33 protein-coding genes are annotated in these 21380 nt (G+C 35.0%); 8 read left to right on the top strand and 25 right to left on the bottom strand.

Annotation, left to right across the window (positions count from 1 at the left end; translation table 11 throughout):
• The 7 genes from QZV68_RS04640 to QZV68_RS04610 form a co-directional block, all read left to right on the top strand.
• The coding region (locus QZV68_RS04640; protein ID WP_296879041.1) for a TIGR04255 family protein at positions 1 to 557 on the top strand (557 nt) is incomplete at its 5' end.
• A gap of 185 nt (positions 558 to 742) precedes the next feature.
• Complete coding sequence (locus QZV68_RS04635; RefSeq protein ID WP_296879039.1) at positions 743 to 1369, top strand: hypothetical protein; 627 nt, start codon at positions 743 to 745, stop codon at positions 1367 to 1369.
• A gap of 325 nt (positions 1370 to 1694) precedes the next feature.
• Positions 1695 to 2276 carry a hypothetical protein gene (locus QZV68_RS04630; RefSeq protein WP_296879037.1) on the top strand — a complete coding sequence of 194 codons (582 nt, stop codon included), beginning with the start codon at positions 1695 to 1697 and terminating at the stop codon, positions 2274 to 2276.
• 140 nt (positions 2277 to 2416) lie between these two features.
• The gene (locus tag QZV68_RS04625) at positions 2417 to 2638 is read left to right on the top strand and encodes a hypothetical protein (RefSeq protein WP_295610986.1); all 222 of its coding nucleotides are present in this window, start codon (positions 2417 to 2419) and stop codon (positions 2636 to 2638) included.
• 1 nt (position 2639) lies between these two features.
• On the top strand, positions 2640 to 2894 hold the full coding sequence (locus QZV68_RS04620) for a type II toxin-antitoxin system RelE/ParE family toxin (protein ID WP_296879034.1): 255 nt from the start codon (positions 2640 to 2642) through the stop codon (positions 2892 to 2894).
• Between the two features lie 81 nt (positions 2895 to 2975).
• Positions 2976 to 3446, top strand: a complete 471-nt coding sequence (locus QZV68_RS04615) for a hypothetical protein (protein ID WP_296879032.1) — start codon at positions 2976 to 2978, stop codon at positions 3444 to 3446.
• Positions 3447 to 3456: 10 nt separating this feature from the next.
• A complete protein-coding gene (locus tag QZV68_RS04610; protein WP_296879030.1) occupies positions 3457 to 4023 on the top strand; it encodes a hypothetical protein in 567 nt (188 codons plus the stop codon).
• On the opposite strand, the gene QZV68_RS04605 is transcribed toward QZV68_RS04610, so the two are convergent.
• From QZV68_RS04605 to QZV68_RS04535, 15 genes are all read right to left on the bottom strand, one after another.
• A complete protein-coding gene (locus tag QZV68_RS04605; protein WP_296879028.1) occupies positions 4024 to 4290 on the bottom strand; it encodes a transcriptional regulator in 267 nt (88 codons plus the stop codon).
• 11 nt (positions 4291 to 4301) lie between these two features.
• On the bottom strand, positions 4302 to 5588 hold the full coding sequence (locus QZV68_RS04600) for a hypothetical protein (protein WP_296879026.1): 1287 nt from the start codon (positions 5586 to 5588) through the stop codon (positions 4302 to 4304).
• Position 5589: 1 nt separating this feature from the next.
• On the bottom strand, positions 5590 to 6672 hold the full coding sequence (locus tag QZV68_RS04595) for a hypothetical protein (protein ID WP_296879024.1): 1083 nt from the start codon (positions 6670 to 6672) through the stop codon (positions 5590 to 5592).
• A gap of 14 nt (positions 6673 to 6686) precedes the next feature.
• Positions 6687 to 7526 (bottom strand): hypothetical protein, encoded by an 840-nt coding sequence (locus QZV68_RS04590; RefSeq protein WP_296879022.1) that lies wholly within the window; start codon positions 7524 to 7526, stop codon positions 6687 to 6689.
• A 6-nt stretch (positions 7527 to 7532) separates the two neighbouring features.
• Positions 7533 to 7883, bottom strand: a complete 351-nt coding sequence (locus tag QZV68_RS04585) for a hypothetical protein (RefSeq protein WP_296879020.1) — start codon at positions 7881 to 7883, stop codon at positions 7533 to 7535.
• 85 nt (positions 7884 to 7968) lie between these two features.
• The gene (locus tag QZV68_RS04580) at positions 7969 to 8841 is read right to left on the bottom strand and encodes a collagen-like protein (protein WP_296879018.1); all 873 of its coding nucleotides are present in this window, start codon (positions 8839 to 8841) and stop codon (positions 7969 to 7971) included.
• Positions 8842 to 8868: 27 nt separating this feature from the next.
• On the bottom strand, positions 8869 to 9501 hold the full coding sequence (locus QZV68_RS04575; RefSeq protein ID WP_296879016.1) for a hypothetical protein: 633 nt from the start codon (positions 9499 to 9501) through the stop codon (positions 8869 to 8871).
• Positions 9498 to 10037: a glycosyltransferase family 2 protein gene (locus QZV68_RS04570; RefSeq protein ID WP_296879015.1), complete on the bottom strand. Its 540-nt coding sequence runs from the start codon at positions 10035 to 10037 to the stop codon at positions 9498 to 9500. Before QZV68_RS04570 ends, QZV68_RS04575 begins: the two co-directional genes overlap by 4 nt.
• Complete coding sequence (locus QZV68_RS04565) at positions 10034 to 10291, bottom strand: hypothetical protein (protein ID WP_292887553.1); 258 nt, start codon at positions 10289 to 10291, stop codon at positions 10034 to 10036. Before QZV68_RS04565 ends, QZV68_RS04570 begins: the two co-directional genes overlap by 4 nt.
• A gap of 27 nt (positions 10292 to 10318) precedes the next feature.
• Positions 10319 to 10567 (bottom strand): hypothetical protein, encoded by a 249-nt coding sequence (locus QZV68_RS04560; RefSeq protein WP_296879013.1) that lies wholly within the window; start codon positions 10565 to 10567, stop codon positions 10319 to 10321.
• Positions 10564 to 10728, bottom strand: a complete 165-nt coding sequence (locus QZV68_RS04555) for a hypothetical protein (RefSeq protein ID WP_296879011.1) — start codon at positions 10726 to 10728, stop codon at positions 10564 to 10566. Before QZV68_RS04555 ends, QZV68_RS04560 begins: the two co-directional genes overlap by 4 nt.
• Positions 10725 to 10916: a hypothetical protein gene (locus QZV68_RS04550; protein ID WP_292742734.1), complete on the bottom strand. Its 192-nt coding sequence runs from the start codon at positions 10914 to 10916 to the stop codon at positions 10725 to 10727. Before QZV68_RS04550 ends, QZV68_RS04555 begins: the two co-directional genes overlap by 4 nt.
• A 64-nt stretch (positions 10917 to 10980) precedes the next feature.
• The gene (locus QZV68_RS04545) at positions 10981 to 11751 is read right to left on the bottom strand and encodes a hypothetical protein (protein WP_296879009.1); all 771 of its coding nucleotides are present in this window, start codon (positions 11749 to 11751) and stop codon (positions 10981 to 10983) included.
• The gene (locus tag QZV68_RS04540) at positions 11752 to 12945 is read right to left on the bottom strand and encodes a hypothetical protein (RefSeq protein WP_296879007.1); all 1194 of its coding nucleotides are present in this window, start codon (positions 12943 to 12945) and stop codon (positions 11752 to 11754) included. It abuts the gene before it with no gap.
• A 610-nt stretch (positions 12946 to 13555) separates the two neighbouring features.
• Positions 13556 to 14545 (bottom strand): hypothetical protein, encoded by a 990-nt coding sequence (locus tag QZV68_RS04535; protein ID WP_296879006.1) that lies wholly within the window; start codon positions 14543 to 14545, stop codon positions 13556 to 13558.
• 147 nt (positions 14546 to 14692) lie between these two features.
• Here QZV68_RS04535 and QZV68_RS04530 point away from each other — a divergent pair, with 147 nt between their 5' ends.
• Positions 14693 to 15301, top strand: coding sequence for a DUF3800 domain-containing protein (locus QZV68_RS04530; protein ID WP_296879004.1), 609 nt, complete (start codon positions 14693 to 14695; stop codon positions 15299 to 15301).
• A gap of 160 nt (positions 15302 to 15461) precedes the next feature.
• On the opposite strand, the gene QZV68_RS04525 is transcribed toward QZV68_RS04530, so the two are convergent.
• From QZV68_RS04525 to QZV68_RS04480, 10 genes are all read right to left on the bottom strand, one after another.
• A complete protein-coding gene (locus QZV68_RS04525) occupies positions 15462 to 16763 on the bottom strand; it encodes a hypothetical protein (protein WP_296879002.1) in 1302 nt (433 codons plus the stop codon).
• A gap of 81 nt (positions 16764 to 16844) precedes the next feature.
• Complete coding sequence (locus tag QZV68_RS04520; RefSeq protein WP_296879001.1) at positions 16845 to 17159, bottom strand: hypothetical protein; 315 nt, start codon at positions 17157 to 17159, stop codon at positions 16845 to 16847.
• A 361-nt stretch (positions 17160 to 17520) separates the two neighbouring features.
• On the bottom strand, positions 17521 to 19215 hold the full coding sequence (locus QZV68_RS04515; protein ID WP_296878999.1) for a hypothetical protein: 1695 nt from the start codon (positions 19213 to 19215) through the stop codon (positions 17521 to 17523).
• 12 nt (positions 19216 to 19227) lie between these two features.
• Positions 19228 to 19731, bottom strand: a complete 504-nt coding sequence (locus QZV68_RS04510) for a hypothetical protein (RefSeq protein WP_296878997.1) — start codon at positions 19729 to 19731, stop codon at positions 19228 to 19230.
• A gap of 24 nt (positions 19732 to 19755) precedes the next feature.
• Positions 19756 to 20310 (bottom strand): hypothetical protein, encoded by a 555-nt coding sequence (locus QZV68_RS04505; RefSeq protein ID WP_292742716.1) that lies wholly within the window; start codon positions 20308 to 20310, stop codon positions 19756 to 19758.
• 14 nt (positions 20311 to 20324) lie between these two features.
• The gene (locus tag QZV68_RS04500; RefSeq protein ID WP_296846731.1) at positions 20325 to 20462 is read right to left on the bottom strand and encodes a hypothetical protein; all 138 of its coding nucleotides are present in this window, start codon (positions 20460 to 20462) and stop codon (positions 20325 to 20327) included.
• 1 nt (position 20463) lies between these two features.
• Positions 20464 to 20682 carry a hypothetical protein gene (locus tag QZV68_RS04495; protein ID WP_292742712.1) on the bottom strand — a complete coding sequence of 73 codons (219 nt, stop codon included), beginning with the start codon at positions 20680 to 20682 and terminating at the stop codon, positions 20464 to 20466.
• Positions 20663 to 20965 (bottom strand): hypothetical protein, encoded by a 303-nt coding sequence (locus tag QZV68_RS04490; protein WP_292886496.1) that lies wholly within the window; start codon positions 20963 to 20965, stop codon positions 20663 to 20665. The genes QZV68_RS04495 and QZV68_RS04490 overlap by 20 nt, the downstream gene beginning before the upstream one ends.
• A 14-nt stretch (positions 20966 to 20979) precedes the next feature.
• Positions 20980 to 21114: a hypothetical protein gene (locus QZV68_RS04485; protein WP_292742709.1), complete on the bottom strand. Its 135-nt coding sequence runs from the start codon at positions 21112 to 21114 to the stop codon at positions 20980 to 20982.
• A 52-nt stretch (positions 21115 to 21166) separates the two neighbouring features.
• Positions 21167 to 21325: a hypothetical protein gene (locus QZV68_RS04480; RefSeq protein ID WP_292742707.1), complete on the bottom strand. Its 159-nt coding sequence runs from the start codon at positions 21323 to 21325 to the stop codon at positions 21167 to 21169.
• Between the last annotated feature and the right edge of the window lie 55 nt (positions 21326 to 21380).

Here is a 21380-nt window from a genome sequence, read left to right as displayed (position 1 = left end):
ACCTGTTTAAAGAATTAGTTATTAATGAGAATGGTCCAAATAAATTTTGGGTATATGAAAAAGAAAATATTAAAAAGATACATCTAAAAAATTCATCATTAACATTATCATATAATGGAGAATTTTTCAAAGATCCTAAATGTTTGATTAAAGATACGGAGTTAATAATCAATGCTTTAAAGAACATCTCTGTTGAAAGGACAACTGCAATTAAATTGAGATATGTTAATGAAATTACTCCTAAAGTTAAAATTAAAAATTGGAATGATTGGATTGATCCTAATTTACATAATTTTAAATTTCAACCTGAAAATTCTAAATTAATTAGATCACTAAATCGTGCAGAATATAAAATCGATGAGTTTAATTTTATTTTTCAATATGGACAGTTTAATCTCAATTATCCCAGCACAGTTATTAAAAATGATTTTATTTTAGATTATGAGTGTTCCACTAATAATTTAGAGAATATTAATGACATTAAAGACAAAGTCATTGAAATGAATAACATTATCCATATGTTTTATAATAACAGTATAGGAAAAAATTTAAAATAATAGAGGGTCAATATGAGCAATTATAATAAAGAAATTAATTTTAATTTAAGAAAAAATAATTTTACTAAAAATGAGTATATGAAACTTGATTCTAAAGACAATATTGATATTAGTAAATATAAAAAAACAAGAATGCATGTTAAAAAGAAAATTCCTTTAAATTTATAAATATTTTTTCTGATAGTATGGTTTCTAGTATAAAATCCGTATATCGTACTTTAAATTGTGATAGAATACATCAGGGAGACGTATTATCCGATTTTGAATTTCCTACTATTGTTTCACTAGGTAATGATAGCAATATTGAACTTACTTCAATACAATATGGGATGATTTTATCTCAAGATTGTGATTTAGAGGGTATCCATATACTAAATTCTCAGATTCAACAAATAAATGATTTTAGTTCTGTTAATCCGATTAATGGTAATAAATTTTTACCATCCATTATTATTGCTCCTGCATTTTTAGCTGAAGACGTGAATTCTGGAGATTACTTGTTAGATATGGGGTTTAAAATGGATAATAAAGGAAAACCCTCAAAATCTAATTGGCAGTCTATAGAGAAGAATAATAATCCTAGATATCATTTTTTAAGTGATTCAGAGGAAGAAGGATTGCCTAATTTAATAATCGATTTTAAAATTTTTTATACATTGCCTTATGACTACATTTTCTTTAAGTATACTGATGTGTATACCTGTTCTTTGAGTGAATTATTCCGTGAAAGTTTATCACAAAGATTTTTTAGTTACCATTCTAGAGTCGGTTTACCTAATTTTGAAAATATAGTCAATTGTGAGAATGATTAAAAGAACTTATATGAATTGGATGTATTATAATTCTACTTCATTATTATACTCAAATCTTACAAAAACTCATTTTTTATTTTTGATTTAATTAAATATGCTTTAATTTTAAGTTTTATTAATTTTTTTCTATTATTTTTTTTAATACTGCCCACATCATTATTGGACTTTTTTAGTAGAATAAGTAAAACAATTAACTAGGAGATTATTTTTTTTCATTTATCTTTTAATTCTTCTTTAAATAAATAATAAATATTATATATTAGTTAGTTAATCATTTAACAAATCAAAAACTATTTAAATCATTAAATACTAATTATTATTCATTATGAAGAAAAAAAATGAAATAATCATCGAAATTGATGATATGGAAAAATATGATGAAATATACTCCATCATAACTAGATATTGCGAATCATATTTTAGCGGACATAAAGATGTTTATAAAGAATTTAGAAATGGAAATTATAATAATGACCTCAAAAATGATAATTATAAAAGAGAATTCAGTATTTACAAATTTGATGAAAATCAAACATTTAAAGATTTAATTAATGATTTAGGAGAATTATGTAAGTATGTTACTTTTATCGACCCAGATTCAAAAGATGTGCTTCAGTATATTGGAAGACTTACAATTAGTTTCGATAAAATTAAATCCGTGAAAATAGGCACTCATGATAAAATTGATGAATTAAGAGTATTGAAAACAGAATTTGGTTATTGTAAAGGGCGAAAACCAGATATTCGGATTTTGGAAACAAGTTATGCAGTTAATATGGGATATTCAGAAGTAATTTATTTAGTTAGTGATTCTTTAGATAACTTAGTTAAATTAGATTTATTATTAGAAAAAGAATTAGTGGATTTTGATTCTAATTTTGAATTCGAATTTGATTTAGTTGATTAATTTCTTATTTTTATGGAAGTTTTATTTGACTTCCAATTTTTTACTTTTTTGATTTTCACAATTCTGTTGATAATGTATACATTGTATACTGTGTTAACTTTATATACATCCTATAACAAATATACAATCGGTGATATAATATGGAAACAAAAGCAATCAGAGTTAGTTTATTAAACCATGAAAGATTAGCAGACATCGGTCACAAAAATGATTCCTTTAATGACATAATTACCAAACTATTAGATGACTATGAAGAATATCAGGCAATTAAAGATTTAATTGAAGCAGATAAAGAATTTGAAAACGGAGAAGGAGTTCACTTTTCTTCATTAGATGAACTTGACGCATACTTAGATGATTAATATGGAACTTGAATTTAAGCACTCCGCTTTAAAGCAATTAAAAAACTATAAAAAGAAAAATCCAATAGCTTATAAGATAATCCGTAAAAAATTAGAAGAAATAATGAAAAATCCCCAAGACATACGCTATGAAAAAGTAAAAAAATATCCTAAATATAAACGAGCTAGAAAAGGAGATTATAGGATTTGTTTTAAAGTAGAAAATAATTGCATTTATATTGGACGAATAGAAGGTAGGCCTAAAGCATACCACTAACTATTTAAATTTCATCCAATATTTCTTTTTTACGTTTATTATTAAATAGAATTATTACCAGTACAGAAATAGGTAAAAACAATGATTGAAATTGAGAATTGTAAAATATGTAATAATAAAATTGACCCTGAGGAATACTTTACAAATAGTGACAAAAGTTATTATTTATGTTCTGAAGAATGCGCTGATAAAATTAAAGATGAAGACATATATCAAATCAAATATTGTATTGCTTATGATGAATGTAAACAATTAAATAACCTTCGCCAAAAGTGCAGATTTGAAGAAAAATATACTGGCAGTAGATTTAATCCATATGCACCAATGCCGAAACATCCTAATTTCTGCCATCCTTCTGAAGTTTCTGTAATAAAAAGCAATGTTAGATTACTCAATTTTGTTGAAGAAAGTGAAAAAAGAGCAACAGAATTAAACAACGAAACATTAAAATTAACTAAAGACAATGTTAAACTAGCAAAAGCTATGCTAATAGTAAGCATAGTTAACCTAATATTGATATGTGTACAAATATACCTACAAATTTTTAATTAATATAGATAATATGTTTACTGAAATATTAACTAACCCTACAATAATCGGATCGATAATTGGAGCAATTGTTGGTGCTATTGCTTCAGCAACATTTGCATTAATCATATCCTGGTATAAATTTAATAAAAGAAAAAATGGAGCTAATGCACTTATAAAATCTGAAATTAATCACATTCTTAATTCTCTTGAAGAATTTAGAGACAAATATTTAAAAGAAGAAATCAAAATTGAAAAAAACAAAAGATATCCTGAAGTATTTAACTTTTATAACATGATGCCTAATTTTCCAATATGGACTAATCAAAATTGGATTAATTTAATTAATTTTATTCCAAGCATATTCAAAGAAGAAGAAATAAATAAAATAAATAATTTTTATGCTAAATGTGATGAAGTTTCTGATGCTGCAAAAGCTCTTTCTGAAAAAACACCTTATAATACTATATACTTAGATGGGAAACCCATGCATGAAATTCCAATGCCTCTAAATGATATTAATAGCCATAGAAATATGTTTAGAAAAGATTTAAATGAATTAATAGAAATAGGTAATGAAGTTAAAGAAATTTTTGAATAATTATTCTAAATTTTTAATTATTATATATCCTTTATCTGTCAACCTATACAACCTACCTTTTCTAAATTCCGGATTAATACATTCAACCAGCTCATGTGCTTTTAACTCTGAAAGAATTTTTGAAATATGATTTGTCTTAATCCCCGAATCTTTAGAAATGACACTGGGAATTTTAACATCCCCATCTAATGACTTCATTACTTTTATTCTGTATTTTGACATTTGAACATAGCTAATCTCAGTTAAGATTTCATCTGAAAGTTCCATGATATCACTTATTAACTTCTTACAAAATAAATTGTATCCTCATCATAGCTACTTAATGCATCATAAGCAGCTTGTGTCATGAAACGAAATTTACCAAAGACTCCATATTCAACACCCATGTAAACTGGTCCGGTTGATTTTGCCAAATACATCTGTATGCTTCCTGAATGTTTTAATGGTATCACAGAATAGGGATCAAGTGATTCACTATCCCAAGAAGTCCCGTTATATTCTTTAATAGCCATGAGAGAGCTTGTGCAAATGGCTACACGATAACCTTTGCTGACACCTGTCGGCAGTGTTGTAGTAGTTTGTATTTTATCCACCGGCAGTTTCCATCCAGCTTCCTCATCACTACCAACACCAGTATCACCTTTAGGTCCGGTATCTCCCTTTGCTCCGGTTTTGCCTGTTGCGCCCGTATCACCTTTTGCTCCTGTATCGCCTTTACTTCCCGTATCTCCAGTGTCTCCCTTATCACCAGTTGCACCTTTAAGACTTGCCAACTGTTCCGGTGTGAAGTCTGAAAATTCAAATGCCTTACCGGTTGCGCCAGTATCTCCTTTAGCACCCGTATCTCCTTTACTGCCTGTAGCTCCAGTATCTCCTTTTGGGCCTTTCAAACCAGCAAGCTGTTCTGGTGTGAAATCTTCAAATGTGAATGCATCACCTGTATCACCTTTAACGCCCGTGTCTCCTTTAACACCCGTTTCACCAGTATCTCCTTTCTCTCCTTTTATGTTTCCTACGTTTTCCCAAGCGTTTCCGTTCCAGACATAAAGAGATCCGTTAACTAAATAGCCATCACCATCATTACCAGTAGGATGATTATTAATCAGTTCCTCGTAAGTGCTATACGAACCTTTAATAGTAAGACCAGTACCAGTAGCTCCAGTGTCCCCAGTCGGGCCGGCCGGTCCAGTATCTCCAGCAGGTCCTGTGTCTCCAGTATCTCCCTTAAGTCCAGGTTCTCCTTGCGGTCCAGCTGGTCCAGTCTCGCCTTTGTCTCCTTTACTGCCTTTCGCACCAGTATCTCCTTTAACACCTTTATCACCAGTATCACCTTTATCTCCCTTGATTGAACCTGCATTTGCCCAGCCGGTTCCATCCCAATAATAATAGCTGCCATCAACAATATAGGCATCGCCTAAACTACCTGAAGGATGAACTTGAATGAACTCATCATAAGTATTGTAATGTCCTTTTATTACTGTTCCAATACCAATGTCCCCAGTATCACCTTTAGGGCCAGTATCACCAACTACACGACCTATCTCTATCCATTCTGTATCTGGCATTTTAATCCCTGCTCCATGGTTCTATAAGACATTCCCTAAATCTGATTTTTCCACCGTAATCGTAAATCATGAATGCAGGAAAGACTGTTTGCATATTGGATATCGCATCTGGAAGTGATGAGCTTTCATAACTATAATAAACAGTATCATTCCAATAATGTGAGATAGTTGCCTTAACATAGGAACCATCGTACCATAACTCAAATTTAAAAGCGCCATTCAGTGTTAATTGTCCGTTACTTGCATTTATCTCATTTATTGTATGATTTGTTCCGGAATATTTCAGGCCCTTTTTGCCTGGATATGCTCCAAGTTCGAGAATCTTATTGTCACGATAATGAGATAGATTTTTCGAATTCAAAAGACAGATTCCACTTGCCCATCCGCTTGATGATGAATACATTGGACTTACAATAGCTGAAAAGTGAATTCCAGTATCCGTTAAGTCAATCCCATCAAGCAAACTGGTTGGTATCATATATGCTGCCTGTGAAGATCCATATGTTTTTGAAACTTCAACACCGTTGGCATAATCATAGTCGCTGTTGAATTCATCAACTTCAGTAATGGTGATGTTAGCTGAAGATGGATATTTAACAAGGGTATATGACTCAGAACTTACATCATACTCGTCTTCATATCTAAAAGCTAGTACTTCCAATTCCAAATCAATTCCTATAAAATCATTAACTAATGCTTTGATTGATAATGTATCTCCGGCGTTTTCTGGAATGTATGAGCAGCTGGCTTGGTCATTATCAAATAATGAGGTTAAATGAATTTCACTTCCACCGTTGATGCTGATGAAGAAATCAGCAACACTGCCGTCTGGCAATTCCTCATCATCATCTGAATCCTTATAAACTTTAACGTAAACTGGTTGGCCTACTGAAGCAGAATCATTATATGATGTGCTAGGAGTCCCGCTTGTTGGATGAATCAGAAACCAAATCCGTCTTGCCAATGTGAAAACATCATCATCATTATAATAGACTATACCGTGATGTGTTAACAATTCCCTTAATGCATTCCGTATATTTGTTAGTTTTGTATTTGTACTTATTACATCACTTGCAATTGACATTATCAAATCCTCCTTTATAGTATATTTAATCTGCATGGTGATGCCAGGTATAATCTTGGAATATATGAAAGTCTTCCAAGGTTGTTTCCATAGCTTACAAAGCCGAATTTAAGATCGGCACTATCATATCCTTGAGGTAGATCAGATAAATCAAACCAATCATTCCATAGGAATTTCTTATCTTTAAACCAGTATAATTCCAAATGATCACCATTATGCAGCAGTTTTAATATGAATTTCTGATTTGCAGAATCATAAGTCCCATAATCCATTTTTGTTATTGTTGGACTTGTACTGTTATTGAATATTGCATATGCTGGATAATATGTTCCAGAATCCAAGGTAATTCCAATGTAAAATCCAGTCATGCCGGAACCTGCAGTTGGAATGCCATAACTGAATCCTACTCCAGAAAATCCTCCATTGTTGTAGTTTTGCATGCTTCTTCCATAGACCACCAAATCAAAATCATCAGTTGGATTAACGGTTCCAGTATTAAATTTGCCCCATGAAGTTGACGGTCCGCTTGATGTTTTTGATAATGATTGAAGATACCAATTGTCAGTATCTGAATATGGTGTAGGATATGCCGTATTCCATCCAAGATAATCAGAGCCCGTAACTTTAACGCATTCGCCTAATTTATTGTTAGTGAATGTTGTACTTCTCTCGATTACCCATGCTGGAGGATTATTGATTAAACTAATTAACCTGGTAATTGAATCATTGCCTGAATAGCTAGTGCTTAAATCATCCAGTTCATTTCTAAGCAATCCTCTCAGATTAGTCAATCTTGCATTTAATTCCTGTTCGTTTTCTAATATTTCTGAAAGGTCGGGAGCTATAAAACTCATGGTTAATCAGCTCCCAAGTAATGTTAAATTAGCATTTTGTGCGGATGTTATTGTTCCTATTTGATTGCTGATGTTTTGTATGGCAGTAGCTATTGCATTGTTAGTTACTGCATTTGTAGAGTCTGTTGTATCCAAAGCTGAGACAAGATTGACCGGACCTGCCGGGCCTGTTGCACCAGTAGCTCCAGTGTCACCTTTCGGCCCTTTTATTTCGCTGAGATATAGGAATACTTCATCTTCACCTGAACCGAAATAGATAAAGCCATGTGCTGAATCTTTTATTATTCTTACATTGTCCCCGTCTGAACCTGTAGCTCCTGTATCTCCTTTAATATTTCCTACATTTACCCATGACATCATTTATCACCTTTTTTTTATAAAAAAAGGAAGTGCCAACATTAGCGGCCGGCACTTCCTATAGGGAACTTATGGAATTAGTTTCTTATTGGAAAACGTAAAGTTCTCCGTCAACAAGATATGCATCGCCGGTTGTACCAGTCGGATGTGCTGCAATCAAATCAGCGTAACTGGCATAACTTCCTTTGATGATGGTGCTGTATCCTTGAGGACCCATTTCACCAGTATCCCCAGTATCGCCTTTAGCACCAGTATCTCCAGTGTCTCCTTTTGCCCCAGTATCACCTTTTTCTCCAGTGTTACCAGTATCTCCTTTGGCTCCGGTATCACCGGTTTGTCCAGTGTCACCTTTTTCACCGGTTGCACCGGTTTCACCGGTATCTCCGGTTTCTCCTTTATCACCAGTAGCGCCTGTAGCTCCGGTTGCACCGGTATCACCTTTTGCACCGGTATCTCCTTTAAGACCTGTTGCACCGGACATGTCAGTTACGAAAGTGAATTCACTTGCTCCTTTCAAGTATAACTTTGCGTTGTCCGGATCTTCAACATCTGATTGGATGGCTACAAACATTCCTTCAGGAACATTACTTGCATCGGCTTCCATAGCTGCAACGGATGCATATGTTTTGTAAATGCTGAATGGATCTCCAGTATCACCGGTTGCACCGGTTGCTCCGGTATCTCCAGTAGCTCCTTTGTCCCCGGTGTCACCTTTTTCACCTGTTGCACCGGTAGCACCAGTATCTCCTTTTTCACCAGTTGCTCCGGTTGCTCCTGTAGCGCCTACGTCTCCGGTATCACCTTTGTCACCTTTATCTCCTTTATCACCAGTCAATCCTGCTAACTGTTCTGGTGTGAAGTCGGAATATTCAAAAGCTTTACCTGTGTCCCCGGTGTCACCTTTATCACCGGTATCTCCTTTTGGTCCTTTAATAGTACCTACGCTTGTCCATGCCATATATAAACACCTCTATAAATTTATTTTTTAATCATTGTGCCAAACGAAGAGTTCACCATCCACCAGGAATGCATCACCCTCATTGGCAGTTGGATGTGCTGCTATCAGTTCTTCGAAAGTATCATAAGACCCCAAGATAACAGTAGCAGCACCTGTATCTCCGGTGTCTCCTTTCTCTCCTTTACCTCCAAGACTTACTTGGAAACAATTGACATAATTGTATTCATCTGAATTTGCAACAGGATGAAATGCCAGAAACTCACCTGCATTATCGACAATGGCTCCGTTTGGAGATAATTTAATCCTATCTCCTGCTTTAACATTAACGATTCCAGAAGCCAGTTTCAAACGGTAAAGTCCTCCTAAGAGAAGCACACTTCCCTTTCTCTCCCCATTTGTCATTACAACCGGTTCATTGACAAGGACCCCTACAGGAACTTCCGTATCGTCACCTGAGTATTTTCTTAAACTTTCTTTTCCTATTGCAGATTTGTCTGAAATACAAAGTATATCGTCTACCATGCACTTATTGGAATACTCATATCCAAGACTACTACCTGATGCAGTTATTACATTATCGACTAATGTTTTAACTCCATCATCCAATAAGAAGGTAGTAATCTCCTTTCTTTCTTCCAATAAAACAATTGTATCACTCATATCATCACGTCAAATATATGATTGCAGAAATATAAATCCTCAGACAATACTGTATCATTTGGATAGGTGACAAACTTGAAATATGGATATTGAAGTTTGCTAAATACATTAACATTGATTAATGCAACTCCAAGTCCCCCTCCTTTGACTTCAATTGGCCTTGGGACTTCATGTATCATTGTCTTTCCTTTGATGCAGTTGTCATCGTTGAAGTCCTTGCCGAAGGTATAGATGATTGTCTGATCTGTTTTTGTTCTCTTGCGATAATACCATCCAAGTGCAATATCTGATTCACATTCAAGTAACTTGACTAAAGCATCTGAAGGAAGCTGAATGTCTGAATCTACCATCAATACATAGTCATAGTTTCCTGCCATTGCATTTTTGGCTATCTGGTTTCTTGCCTTGGCACAGTCATAGCCTGCAACATAATCAAAGTACAGACTATATCCTTCAGGCCTTGTCAGACCATATATGCTTTTGAAGCATTCTGGCTTGATGGACTCAAAGGTTGGAACTGCAATCAATATCTTCATTCACTTTCCTCCAGTTTTTGGATTCTTGACTCCAAATCCTCTAAAGTTACCTTGTCTTCACGCTCACATCTATACTCATAAAAGTCGATTAATGCAACAATAATTATGGCTAATGTAAACGGCAATAGTCCTTCGATTAAACTCCACTTTGTTGCGTTGGTCATGATAATGTTGATAGCTACTGCTGTTAAAACGGCACTTGAAATTGTTTTGGTAAAGTTGCAGATGAGTATCTTCTTTTTTATTTTGTTCATGATAACAATATCCTCCAAAGAAGCTTATCATTCTTCAGGATAACCCAAAACCCTTTTAGCTTTCTTTTTAGCACTCTCAACATCTCCTTGACCTCTTATCCTACTTGCATAATGGCTGGCTATGCCTAACACTATCATAAGGATACAGTAGGGAACTGTATTTTCTGTAATGCCCAAAGACTCAGAGTATAACATGACGACTGGAATAACTGTGACTAGAAATGAAGTTAAAATGTCAATGTCCTTTCTGTTTTTTTCCAACCATTCGTAAATCATTGTTTTTCCTCCTTTCCTGTGTAAGGTTTGTTTGTATGGCTTAGGATTATGCCATCAACACAAATCTTTTCTTCGCTTCTGTATACTTCTTCAGCATTCTCTTCAATGTTTATCCAGGATTCGTACTCTTCTAAAGTTTCAAAGTATTTGATGTATTTCATTGTGCCTCCCAAGTAATTGAATAATATAGAATACCATCTTCGATTTTAAATGATATAATGGGTTTGACGGCATAAGGATAACCGGAATCAACGTATTTGGTGCCGTTCCAGTAAAACCAGTGCCCTGTTGACTGGTCTATGTATGGTCCTTTGTTTTCAAGTGTTCCCACCAGTTTCCTTATTGTCATCTTAAACCTCACTATAATATTATATTTTTTATTATATAATTTATTATATATTTTATTATTTCTTTTATATAAAATATACTTTTTCATCTTCACTGCAGCCTTCCCATTCCATGTACAGCTTGTTGTCTTCCCATACAAATCTGACATTATTGACAATGGCTACGTCCGGAAGCTCACAATATGTAACACCGTCAGCATCCTTGACATAATTGGCCTGTGCCATGATATTGGATTCCGTTGGTACGATCATGTTGACGACGTGAGTTATTTCATCCTGTTCAAAACTGCAGTCGGCAAGATCTATGCAGTTCTGGGATTCGGGATACATTTCGATTTCCGACATCTGCCGGTAGACCCTGATGTATTCCACATCCTCATTTTCCGTCAGATTAACTATTGATAATAACCTCAAGTCATGTCCTTCAACCGGATTGCACTCGCCGTCCTTATCAATGTAGATTCTGGTGTTCGGCAATATCCTTACAGGAGCAGGTCTTTTAAGTTTCAATCTGAAAACATCACCCAACACTGCCACAGTAACGAGAGTATATCCTGAAGATCTGACCTGAACTTTAGCCAGAAGATAACCAAAGGCCAGATCGCCCTCATTAGCTTTCTTGACTATTGTATGCTCCATTGTTGAGGATTCATCCAATGTGACCATTTCACCGACACGGCACTGGTTGGATGAAATCCATGCAGTATGCTCCTCATTAACATACTTCTTTTCGCCCTCATCCAGAAGACACGCAATAACATCCATTTTCTCCTCATGGCTTAATCCTGTAGGATATCCACGGCCATGGCCAACGGTTTCATCATAATCGATAAGCATCTAGAACACCCAATCCCAATCATGATTGATTATTTTATCCGGTATGTAAAGGCCGGTGTTTTCCATTGACTCATCATTTGCATCCCACAATAACGTGCTGCCTTTGTAGGCCTTAGGATATTCATGGCTTCCCTTGTATAATCTGATTCCATGTTTGGAATCTCTTTCAGTGACAGTTACATGTGGAATTCCATTTGCTGCAAACAATGGTGACGGAAATATCAAAAGCCATTTCAAGTCAACGTAATTGTATTCCTCAAATTCTTCTGTCAGATACCATTCCGGAGAAATGGAAACCTCATTATATTCTGTCTGATAGATTTTGGTTGGATTGTTTCTCATGAATCCTTCAATATAATCTGCACTATCTGATGTTCCAGTTCCTACACGTGCATGAAGATGGTATTGATTATAATTTCCATTATCATCACTTCCTGAAGCGTAAGCGTCCCATGATGAAAGTTGAACTAATGTTTTGGCTCCGTCAAACATGCAATATGATTTCACGTCATCAGACCAGGTTAAGACTGTATCTTTCCTGTCTACCTGATACATTGTGAGATTGAAATCGGACTGCATCATGATACTTCCACTTGTTGAACCATGATATGTTGCATTATCATTAACAACAACATTACCGCCGATTCTTTTGAATCTCGCAGCAAAAACACGATTATTGGCTAAAGGTTGACCAGAAGCAAATGTAGTGTATAAACCAGTTGGAGAAGTTCCTTCAATGTTTGGAACAAATCTGGCTCTTAGATATTTTCCTCCGTCTGTTGAGTCATTGTTGATGCTTAAACCAGAGTAGTTCATGAAAAATTGTGAGAATGTATCAGAGTTTGCATCAAACATCAACACCTCATCGCCAGTCGTTAAAGTGCATGAGAATGTTGTTGATTTGTCATGAACATCCAGCAATAGCTTAGTGGTTTCAGAAATCTTACTTGTCGGAACTCTCACCAATACTGCTGCCGGTTGAGATCCATAAGATGGGACGTATAGAACCTTGCATTCCGTTTTGTCCTTTGTTTTGATTTTAAGATTTTTCAAATCACTTCTGAAAAGATTAGCGTAAGAGCTATTGGCCAGATTATCCAAGAAGAGATAATCATAGCTGGATGAATAGCTTCCGCTTCTCTGGTTGTAGTTACCCATTACAATATTGATTTGTAGTTCCTCTTGCAATGTCATAATCAATATTTTATTATTTATTTTATATAAATAATATAATAAAAAGAGTAATAAAAAATTAGTTACACTAACCGCTCATGACATCAATATGATTGCTTGAAAAATAGTTGATACCCCAAAATACCACATTAGAAACTAATCATCAATACCTGCCGGCATTAATGTAAAAATAATCTTTGAAAGTTAATATTAAGTTTGCTTCATTCTTTGAGTCCGCATGACCCAGTCAAATCACAGGGACACGCAAATAGTATACAACAGCCATGATAATACCATTTACAAAACATTTTATTCATTCCTCGATATAATTTATTACATTACTGTTTAATAATATTACTGATTTGTTTTTGATATTTTCAATAAAGGCCATTAATAAAAAATAAGCTGTCCATCTTTGATGGACAGGTTGCGACGAATGAAATGAGTCGCAATATGTATATGAAGAAATAATTAATCTTGTCAGATTTAAGAACCGACCGTTTACCGGTCGGTTCGAGGGTTAAGTTTTGTAAATTTAATGGGAAAGTGAAAACACTTTCCCAAATATAAATAACGAACGATTCAATGAAAGTATAGCTCCGGTGGAAAAGTTAGAAAAACACCATCATAGCTATATTCTAGTTCGGTTGAATCCCATGTCCTTTAGAATCTTGTTATATTCTTCACGGGTTGTAAATGACGGAGCGTTTTCATCTCCTGTTTTTCCAGTAGTTCCGGTTTCACCTATTTCACCGGAGTTTTGAGGGTTGCGTCCGCCAGGAGCTGAAATGTCATTTGTAGCTTCAATTTTAATTCTTCTCTCAGCAAGTTTTTCCATCAGTTCCATATCAACATCACCTGTGAGTAGCTTATCGATGATTTCCTTATCCTGTGCGTTTTCATTGTAGTTGAAGTTGTATTTAGCTTCGTACTCTTTTATTTTCCTTTCATTTTCATGTTTTCTAAGTTCAGACAATTCTTTTAGAATATCTTCCTTATTGTTTATGAATTCCTTGTTTTCTTCTATAGCCTTTTTTATTTTGATATACTTTTTAGATTCCTTTTTCAGGTTGTCTATTTCATCCTGAAGTTTTCCGATTTCAGCATCTTTGCCCTGAAGTTTTTCCAAAAGCAGATTAGTTGCCACATTAGCGTCCTGGTTTTGCGGTTCTGGAGGCTGTGGTGCAGGTTCTGGATTTCCAATTTCACCGGTCACACCTGTTTCACCGGTTTCTCCAGTCTCGCCGGTTATTTCAGAATTCAACAAGGTTATCTTTCTTGGGTTTTTGGTTACGCCTACATCTATCAAGTTCATAGTATCAATTCCAAATGAATCTCCATTGTCTTTCAGTAAAACATCAACTTTTGGTGACAGCCCTTTACCTTTCATGTCAAGTTCATCCGGAAGGTCTATGAATAGCTTTCCCTTATCCTCTTCGAATACTATGTTGTTTCCGATGCCGATATAAACCCTATCGTGCTCGGAGGTTAAAGGGATTCCTCCACGGTAGTTTTCAGCTATTAGCTTTAGATCTTCAGCAGTCCATTCAACAGGTTTGGTCAGACGTTTATCCAAATCGGAGTAGTCATATGATCCGACTTCAAAAAGTTCATGTTTCATGATTATCACTTTATTATATTATTTATTATATATTTTATTATTTATTTTATATAAATATTTATATTCTATTTGTCATTAAAAAGATTAATTAATGATGAAAAATAGATTAATAATGCGTTGTTAAATAATTATAATCGGATTTTAAGCATGTCTTATATTTATATTGATGAAAGTGGAGATTTGGGAACTAAACAAGGCAGTTCAAAGTATTTTATTATGGCTGCCATCAAAGTTGAGGATTCAAAGAAGCTGGACAAGTCAATTAAAAAAATCCGAAGGTCATTTAAAAAGAAAATGTTGAGTTCTGCTGAAATCAAAGGCGGAAACTTACCTTATGAATTAAAAATCAAAATCCTCAAAAAGTTGAAAAACATTGATTATGAAATTTTCATAATCGTCTTTGACAAATCAAACAGATATAAAATAGGTTATGAATATGACAACAAAGAATTATATGACATTTTAGCTTCAAAGCTAGCTGAATTAATTAATATAGATAAACCCACTTTCATATTCATTGACAAGTCAAAAAACAAACAGAAAGAAATTGACAATTTCAATGAACTCTTTTTAAACAGTTTAAATAATATTCAAAAGCAACCTATTGTAATCGAGCATGCGGATTCAATGCACTATAAAGGTTTGCAGATGGCGGATTTGATTTCATGGTCGGCATTCCAGAATTTTGAAAATGAAAATCATGGATTCATTGATCTAATAAAAAATAAAGTAATTAAGTTTGTATATGAAAATTAGAATTGATTTATATGAATGATAGAAGAACCCGTATACCACCTAATTCGCCCCTCGTCGAGACAAGGATATACAGGCTGAACCTCAAATGAAGTTTTTACCTCCTATAAAATTCAATTTATAATTATGTATGATATTGCATATAAATATTTTGCAAAAAACATTATACTTCAACACCGCTTTCAGATGAAATTCTCTCACCGACAGGCTGTTCCTCTTCAAAGTTAGACAAGTAGTTCTTATAGATTTCATCACCTTCAGAGGAGAGTTCCATAATGTATCGGAGCACATCATCTCTTGAATAGCTGAAATATATATTCAATGTTTCGTCAATACCCATAAGTTCCAGCTGCATATTCAATAGCTGATTGCAATATTTTAACACCCATTTCTGGTCATTGGCAACATTAACGATAAATCCTGTAATGGCAGAATCGTTAATGTATTCGGCAACGTTCTGGTTAGACCGTTCGTTACCTGCCTGAGACTGAGGAGTAACGAAAGTCCTTAAGATATTATTCCTGAAGATTTCAGTCTGTCTTGTATAGTCGGACTGGTAGTTGTTACCACCTAAGATTTTACTTTCAATTCCAGGAGGCACAATAGCTACATTCGAATCGGCAGTTGTTCCATAATCTGCATAAAGATTCTCTTTAGCGGTTGATGACAGTTCGGTTATTATAGGCTGGCCGTTAGCGTCAAGAGACGGCTTTACTTCAATGATGTTGTCCTTGTTGATTCTTTCAACCTGGTTTCTCTCCAGATTGCATTTATGGTAAATGTCATCAAGGCAATTTAAGATGATGCTTTGAGCTTCGCCGTAGATTTCATTGTACATGAAGTTAATAACCTCACCAGCTTCATACTTGACCGTTAATGTTCCTTCCTCAACACTTACATAGTTGTTAAAGTCTTCGGGAGACCCGTTAACGATATCTTTCGGCATCTCATGAAGGTACAGCTGGACTTCATTATCGTCATTGAATTCCTTTTTCAATCCGTAACCGTGTGCACCTATTTCTAAAAAGATAGGTTTAATATATTTACCAATGGATTTATCCCAGCGCTGCACAGGTTTGATTAGTCCTTCACCGTCAACCATTCCGCCCTGCAAGATTTCCTTAGCCACTTGTCTGATGTCGATTTTTCTGGCCCAAAGGATTAACGTTAGTTTCTGCTCTTGAGAAAGCCTGTTTTCCTTATCCACAAGAACAATATTGACATTGGCCTTATCAATTCTGTTTTTCAAAATTCCTGAAGTATAACCGTCAAGCTTAACAGCATAACGTGCATTGGCTATTGTTTTATTTATCACTGGCGGAAGTGCATCGACAAGATCAAGACCTGTGTTGATTCCATCGACTCTAGGCTGTCTTTCACTTTCACCCCAATAGCTGCGCTTGGTGTTGTACTGCTCCACACGATTATTCAATAATCTGGTTCTAATATAATCAGTAATTCCCATGACATATCATTTCCAATTATAATTTTTTATTATATTGTTTATTATATTTTTTATATAAAATTAGTAATAAATTTATTTGTTTTAATCTCTCAATAATTTTCTTCTACCCTGCCATATCAATTGGCGCTGCCTTTTTCTCAACTCCTTATACTCCCAATACATCTGTGATGTGACGTATCCATGCAGCCTTCTAAACTCATCTATCCGGACAATCCCTGATTGTACAATGGCTGATTCGCCTTCATGCCAACAGTACCATGGATGATGGCAGGGAATATCATGTTCTGAAGCCAATCCTGTTTTGCAGTTGTTACAGTAATCCACAAACCATAATTCTTCCTCTCTTTCTCGTTTTTCTTTTTTAGCTTCGATTATCTGCTGCTTAATAGATTTCATAACAATCAATTTTTATAAAAACCATAAAAACCATAAAAACTATTGTAAACTTTTTTGATGGTTTTTTTAAAAACTCCTTAAAATCCGTTAAATCAAATAATAACAATCCATAAGAAGTTTCACGAAAATGATTTTTTAAAAAACCAAATTTTGCCGGAGTATGCGGGGCCACTTGTTAAACATGCCCCCACACATTTCCGGAACTTCAGTTTTTTGCAAAAACCAACTCCCCAAAACCAAAGCAAAATCCCCCAATTTACCTAAAAACAATTATAAACAATTTTTTAAAAAAACTTTTACAAAAGTTTTTATAAGTTTACATGGTTTTTCTAGTTTTTTGGTTTTCATGGTTTTTCAGTTTTTATGGTTTTTTGCCAATCCATATTGGCTTTCTTATATCTGAATCAAAGTTCATTATACTTAACCCCTCAACAAATTTATCTTCCTTCATAATGTCTACAACCCACTGTCCAATCTCATAGCAGATATCATCATATACTGAATCGTCCATGTGCTTTAAATCATAGCTGATTGATTCAACTTCACTTTTTGCAAGGTCATATACATTGGATCTTCCTGACCTGTCAGTAATCTGTAGAAATCCCTTGTCTGCCAGTTCATACATGTATTTCCTGGCTGATGCCTTGCTCAGTCCGAGGCTTTGAAGTGTGAAGTAATCATTGGTTGTAATTCCCATGTTCAGCACTTCCCTGTCCTTGCTTATCTTCCAATCATCAATATTGTTTCTGATATCGTTTAGAACTTCAACAGCTTTTGGTGCAAGGTTTGCAGATATGCTTTCCTTGTATGGTCTTAAAAGACTCATGAACAATTGCACATCAGCAATATTTGTGAGCACCACCTTTTTTCCGTCAACATCATAGACTTTATGATTATAATAGTTCAGGGCAGTTATTGTTTTAAGTAACCCATTGAACTTGTCAAAATCCCTTTTGTAAAAAGAAGAATTCTTTAAAAAGTCTATGACAAAATGAACATACGGGTTTATCACTACAGTATTTTCAAATACCTCCTTTAGATGCAATAGCATGTATGGCACCAGTTCAGCTTCCTTTTCGTATTGCTTTAAAATCCTATAACTTTTGCCATGCTTGAATTCCAGTGCACTTTTTCTTCTGTTGAAGATTTTCTGATTGTCCATTCTAGGTGTGATGAAAATGCTTCTGCTCATTTCCTGATCATCAAAATAATGATTAGGTACGGTAGTATATGTCAGGCATGGCTTGCCTTCAAGTTCCAGGTCTTTTACATCCCATCCGCCTTCACCGTCCGGAATGTTTAATGGCTTGTTTAGAAAGCCGTCAGACTGAAGTTCCTTCATGAGGTTTTTGGACTCCTCCATGAATTCATGGTCATTGCTTCCGCCCATATCGCCATAGTTGACAATCATTCCGTCATAGAAATATCTGTCCTTTTTTGCACGGTTGAAGAGTGCAGCCTCGGTAATCTTTTTTTCATTGACAACAAACCTTTTTGGAATCAGTCTTAATGCTGTTTCCTGAATATGTGATTTGCCGCTGCTTGCCTCACCAAGACATATTACAGAAACAGGATTTTTGAGGATAACTTGTCCTGCATATACGGTAAATGCATACATTATGTTGTTGCGCTCACCTGCAGTAAACCATTCAACAAGACTTCCAATATAAACTAAAGGACAGCTTAGAGATTGCAATTTGGTGATAGCTTCCTTTAATTTATTGGAATCCTTTTCCTGCTCGGCCTGTTTCTTGTCAGCTATTTCCTGCTCGATAACAGATAGCTCATTTTCATAGTGGAGCTGCAGTAATTGCTTCAGTTCTGAAAACTGGTTGTTGACCTGTCTCGGTTTCAACTCGCCGTTAGGATTTATAATCTGTTTGAACTGTCTTGCGACATTGCTTTGGGAAGATAATGTAGCGGGAGATTTATTTAGATATTCTCCGATTTTATTACCATACCTGTTTTTAAATACATATGTGACCTTATCAACATTGTCCCTGTTGATAATGAGAGTTATTGTATCCTTTGTCGGTAATTCAGCTACATTACTCATTCATACACCCACTTATTTTACCTGAACGTCACGTACGATGAAACTGTAATAGATATAGCTTCCGGACTTTTCTTTGACCTGTATTGTTATTTCACCTAAGTTGTTTACGAATTCCCTGTATTCAGCGAGGTTGACGTTTCTTAAGATATTGGATCTGCCAACACTTCCTGTATTTTCCAATTCTAAGATAGAGGTTATGAAGTCAAAGAGTACACTTCCTTTTCTGATGTTTTTGTGAAGGTCACCATCGTTTTTGAGGTTAACGTTTATTTCAACGTAAATTTTTTCATCGTCTTTGAAAATGAATAATTTAAAACGGTTGACGGTTTTTTCCTCACCGTCATCATCGAAAGTATAGGAGGTTACTGAAGACATTTCAGGCCTGCCAGTTATTAAAGTTCCATCTTCAAAGTCCCTTAGTTCTGCTTTTTCATATCCTTCCGGGATTTCCACGATTTCTTCAAAGTCCAATTCTGTACCTGTAAATATTGTTTGTCTGGTATTTTCAAAACTCATTTTATTTGTCTCCTAAAAAATTATTTAAGAGGAGTTATCCTCTTTTAAAAATTTTGATTGACTTACAATCTTTTCTGCTGACATCTCTTCTGCTGACACTTCACCTGCTCCAATCAGTTCAGCTATTGCACGATTGGTTGCACGTGTCTTTGCAGTTGACATTATAGTGTGGTCAGACACTTTGTCTTTACCTTTTTCAGACCTTGAGCATAATGCATCAGATTCTACGCTGCGACCATTAGGCAATGTTGCACGCACGCAGTAGTATGCTTCTCTGATTCTGCCCATTTTTGTCCTTTCAAGGTCACGGTCAACAATTTCAGTATCAACATTGAATGCTCTTGAGAGCTTCTGCCATGCTGACTTTTTCTTGAAGTGTCTTTTCACTTTAACGTAGTTTCCGTCTTCATCTTTTTCTTTAACAATAATTTCCTGATAGTCACTGTCATTCAATAATCCTTTGCAGAGTTTTTGATAAGCGTCCCACTGTTCAATAGCTACATCAACGTCCGGGACATTATCAACAGCAGTGACTATTTCAGTCTCTTGTGGATTTTCTATTAGTTCTGCTTTTACCATTATTATCACCTTTTTTATAATACTCCGAAGCTTGCGGTTGTGATTCCAAACCATCCGATAGCTATGGCAAATATAATGCTTCCAATCCAAATCATTTTTGGATTAGGGTTAATCGGTTCCTCTTTAGGATATAATCTTGCTGGTTTGGACATTTTAACTCAACTCACGCCTGATGCATATTTCAACAATTAAATCCAAGTTAATTATTGAAGTCCATCCGTTTTTTCTATGGATGGATATTCTGTTATCATTCAGGAAAGCAATGTCATCTGATTTGGTAACTGGAAAGTAGTGATCTTTATTTGCAGATACAAATGCGACAAAGAAACCGTCTCTGAGGTTTTGCTGCATTTCAAGGATTGCATTTTCCATATTTACCATCTCTTTTGTTTTTCCTGAATCCGACAATGAAAGGTTCTCCTCTTATGAATTTGATAAATCCAATATCCCCCTCTGTTGCATATTGGATTAATGACAATAGCTTGGCATGTATTGCTGCCTGGTATGCATGTTTACCCCCGTCCATCAATACTATGCCGTCATCGTCAATGTAGAGGATTTCCTGTTCCATATCTCCTTTGGCAATTTTGACCTCACCGCTATGGGTTAAGATGCCGTGGAAATTGTCTTCGAATTGATTGATTGAGGTTGCCATTATTTTTCAGCCTCCTATCTTTCAAATTGTGAACAGCTATTTATGTCAATGCCCAATTGGTCAATTCTATCAAAAATATTCCACATTTTTTCCCACATTTCTTTTGGGACCACAACGTGGATTTTACCGTCAATTTCTTGTTCCATCATATTTTAAAGACTCCTGTCATAATTTTAAATTTAAATTCTACACTTCTGGTATTTAGTCCAGTTTCATTATCTTGATTCTGTATGACTCGAAGAATTCCCTTTCATTGCGGATGTTTTCTGTTTCCTGAATTTCGGCAATGCATTCTTCAAGTGCCCTGAAGTTATTGAAGATAATTATTTCATTTGGCCGCTGTTTTATTACTTCACACATGATCTTTTGTCTCCTATTTTTCCCGTAATCATGAACGGGTTTAATAATCAACAGT

It is taken from the genome of uncultured Methanobrevibacter sp. (genome assembly GCF_902801725.1).
GTDB lineage: Archaea > Methanobacteriota > Methanobacteria > Methanobacteriales > Methanobacteriaceae > Methanocatella.
Note: the sequence above shows the minus strand (reverse complement) of the source record. Positions and strands in the feature narration are given on the sequence as shown.

Excerpts from the sequence above, each read along its gene's own strand:
- QZV68_RS04515 (WP_296878999.1), bottom strand. The coding sequence starts at position 19,215 with ATGAGTAATGTAGCTGAATTACCGACAAAGGATACAATAACTCTCATT.
- QZV68_RS04570 (WP_296879015.1), bottom strand. The coding sequence starts at position 10,037 with ATGAAGATATTGATTGCAGTTCCAACCTTTGAGTCCATCAAGCCAGAA.
- QZV68_RS04535 (WP_296879006.1), bottom strand. The coding sequence starts at position 14,545 with ATGAAACATGAACTTTTTGAAGTCGGATCATATGACTACTCCGATTTG.
- QZV68_RS04525 (WP_296879002.1), bottom strand. The coding sequence starts at position 16,763 with ATGGGAATTACTGATTATATTAGAACCAGATTATTGAATAATCGTGTG.
- QZV68_RS04630 (WP_296879037.1), top strand. The coding sequence starts at position 1,695 with ATGAAGAAAAAAAATGAAATAATCATCGAAATTGATGATATGGAAAAA.
- QZV68_RS04575 (WP_296879016.1), bottom strand. The coding sequence starts at position 9,501 with ATGAGTGATACAATTGTTTTATTGGAAGAAAGAAAGGAGATTACTACC.
- QZV68_RS04500 (WP_296846731.1), bottom strand. The coding sequence starts at position 20,462 with ATGTCCAAACCAGCAAGATTATATCCTAAAGAGGAACCGATTAACCCT.
- QZV68_RS04485 (WP_292742709.1), bottom strand. The coding sequence starts at position 21,114 with ATGATGGAACAAGAAATTGACGGTAAAATCCACGTTGTGGTCCCAAAA.
- QZV68_RS04510 (WP_296878997.1), bottom strand. The coding sequence starts at position 19,731 with ATGAGTTTTGAAAATACCAGACAAACAATATTTACAGGTACAGAATTG.
- QZV68_RS04560 (WP_296879013.1), bottom strand. The coding sequence starts at position 10,567 with ATGATTTACGAATGGTTGGAAAAAAACAGAAAGGACATTGACATTTTA.
- QZV68_RS04620 (WP_296879034.1), top strand. The coding sequence starts at position 2,640 with ATGGAACTTGAATTTAAGCACTCCGCTTTAAAGCAATTAAAAAACTAT.
- QZV68_RS04490 (WP_292886496.1), bottom strand. The coding sequence starts at position 20,965 with ATGGCAACCTCAATCAATCAATTCGAAGACAATTTCCACGGCATCTTA.
- QZV68_RS04625 (WP_295610986.1), top strand. The coding sequence starts at position 2,417 with ATGGAAACAAAAGCAATCAGAGTTAGTTTATTAAACCATGAAAGATTA.
- QZV68_RS04580 (WP_296879018.1), bottom strand. The coding sequence starts at position 8,841 with ATGGCATGGACAAGCGTAGGTACTATTAAAGGACCAAAAGGAGATACC.
- QZV68_RS04505 (WP_292742716.1), bottom strand. The coding sequence starts at position 20,310 with ATGGTAAAAGCAGAACTAATAGAAAATCCACAAGAGACTGAAATAGTC.
- QZV68_RS04540 (WP_296879007.1), bottom strand. The coding sequence starts at position 12,945 with ATGACATTGCAAGAGGAACTACAAATCAATATTGTAATGGGTAACTAC.
- QZV68_RS04480 (WP_292742707.1), bottom strand. The coding sequence starts at position 21,325 with ATGTGTGAAGTAATAAAACAGCGGCCAAATGAAATAATTATCTTCAAT.
- QZV68_RS04595 (WP_296879024.1), bottom strand. The coding sequence starts at position 6,672 with ATGTCAATTGCAAGTGATGTAATAAGTACAAATACAAAACTAACAAAT.
- QZV68_RS04495 (WP_292742712.1), bottom strand. The coding sequence starts at position 20,682 with ATGGAAAATGCAATCCTTGAAATGCAGCAAAACCTCAGAGACGGTTTC.
- QZV68_RS04610 (WP_296879030.1), top strand. The coding sequence starts at position 3,457 with ATGTTTACTGAAATATTAACTAACCCTACAATAATCGGATCGATAATT.
- QZV68_RS04585 (WP_296879020.1), bottom strand. The coding sequence starts at position 7,883 with ATGTCATGGGTAAATGTAGGAAATATTAAAGGAGATACAGGAGCTACA.
- QZV68_RS04590 (WP_296879022.1), bottom strand. The coding sequence starts at position 7,526 with ATGAGTTTTATAGCTCCCGACCTTTCAGAAATATTAGAAAACGAACAG.
- QZV68_RS04635 (WP_296879039.1), top strand. The coding sequence starts at position 743 with ATGGTTTCTAGTATAAAATCCGTATATCGTACTTTAAATTGTGATAGA.
- QZV68_RS04550 (WP_292742734.1), bottom strand. The coding sequence starts at position 10,916 with ATGACAATAAGGAAACTGGTGGGAACACTTGAAAACAAAGGACCATAC.
- QZV68_RS04615 (WP_296879032.1), top strand. The coding sequence starts at position 2,976 with ATGATTGAAATTGAGAATTGTAAAATATGTAATAATAAAATTGACCCT.
- QZV68_RS04605 (WP_296879028.1), bottom strand. The coding sequence starts at position 4,290 with ATGGAACTTTCAGATGAAATCTTAACTGAGATTAGCTATGTTCAAATG.
- QZV68_RS04520 (WP_296879001.1), bottom strand. The coding sequence starts at position 17,159 with ATGAAATCTATTAAGCAGCAGATAATCGAAGCTAAAAAAGAAAAACGA.
- QZV68_RS04565 (WP_292887553.1), bottom strand. The coding sequence starts at position 10,291 with ATGAACAAAATAAAAAAGAAGATACTCATCTGCAACTTTACCAAAACA.
- QZV68_RS04545 (WP_296879009.1), bottom strand. The coding sequence starts at position 11,751 with ATGCTTATCGATTATGATGAAACCGTTGGCCATGGCCGTGGATATCCT.
- QZV68_RS04530 (WP_296879004.1), top strand. The coding sequence starts at position 14,693 with ATGTCTTATATTTATATTGATGAAAGTGGAGATTTGGGAACTAAACAA.
- QZV68_RS04600 (WP_296879026.1), bottom strand. The coding sequence starts at position 5,588 with ATGCCAGATACAGAATGGATAGAGATAGGTCGTGTAGTTGGTGATACT.
- QZV68_RS04555 (WP_296879011.1), bottom strand. The coding sequence starts at position 10,728 with ATGAAATACATCAAATACTTTGAAACTTTAGAAGAGTACGAATCCTGG.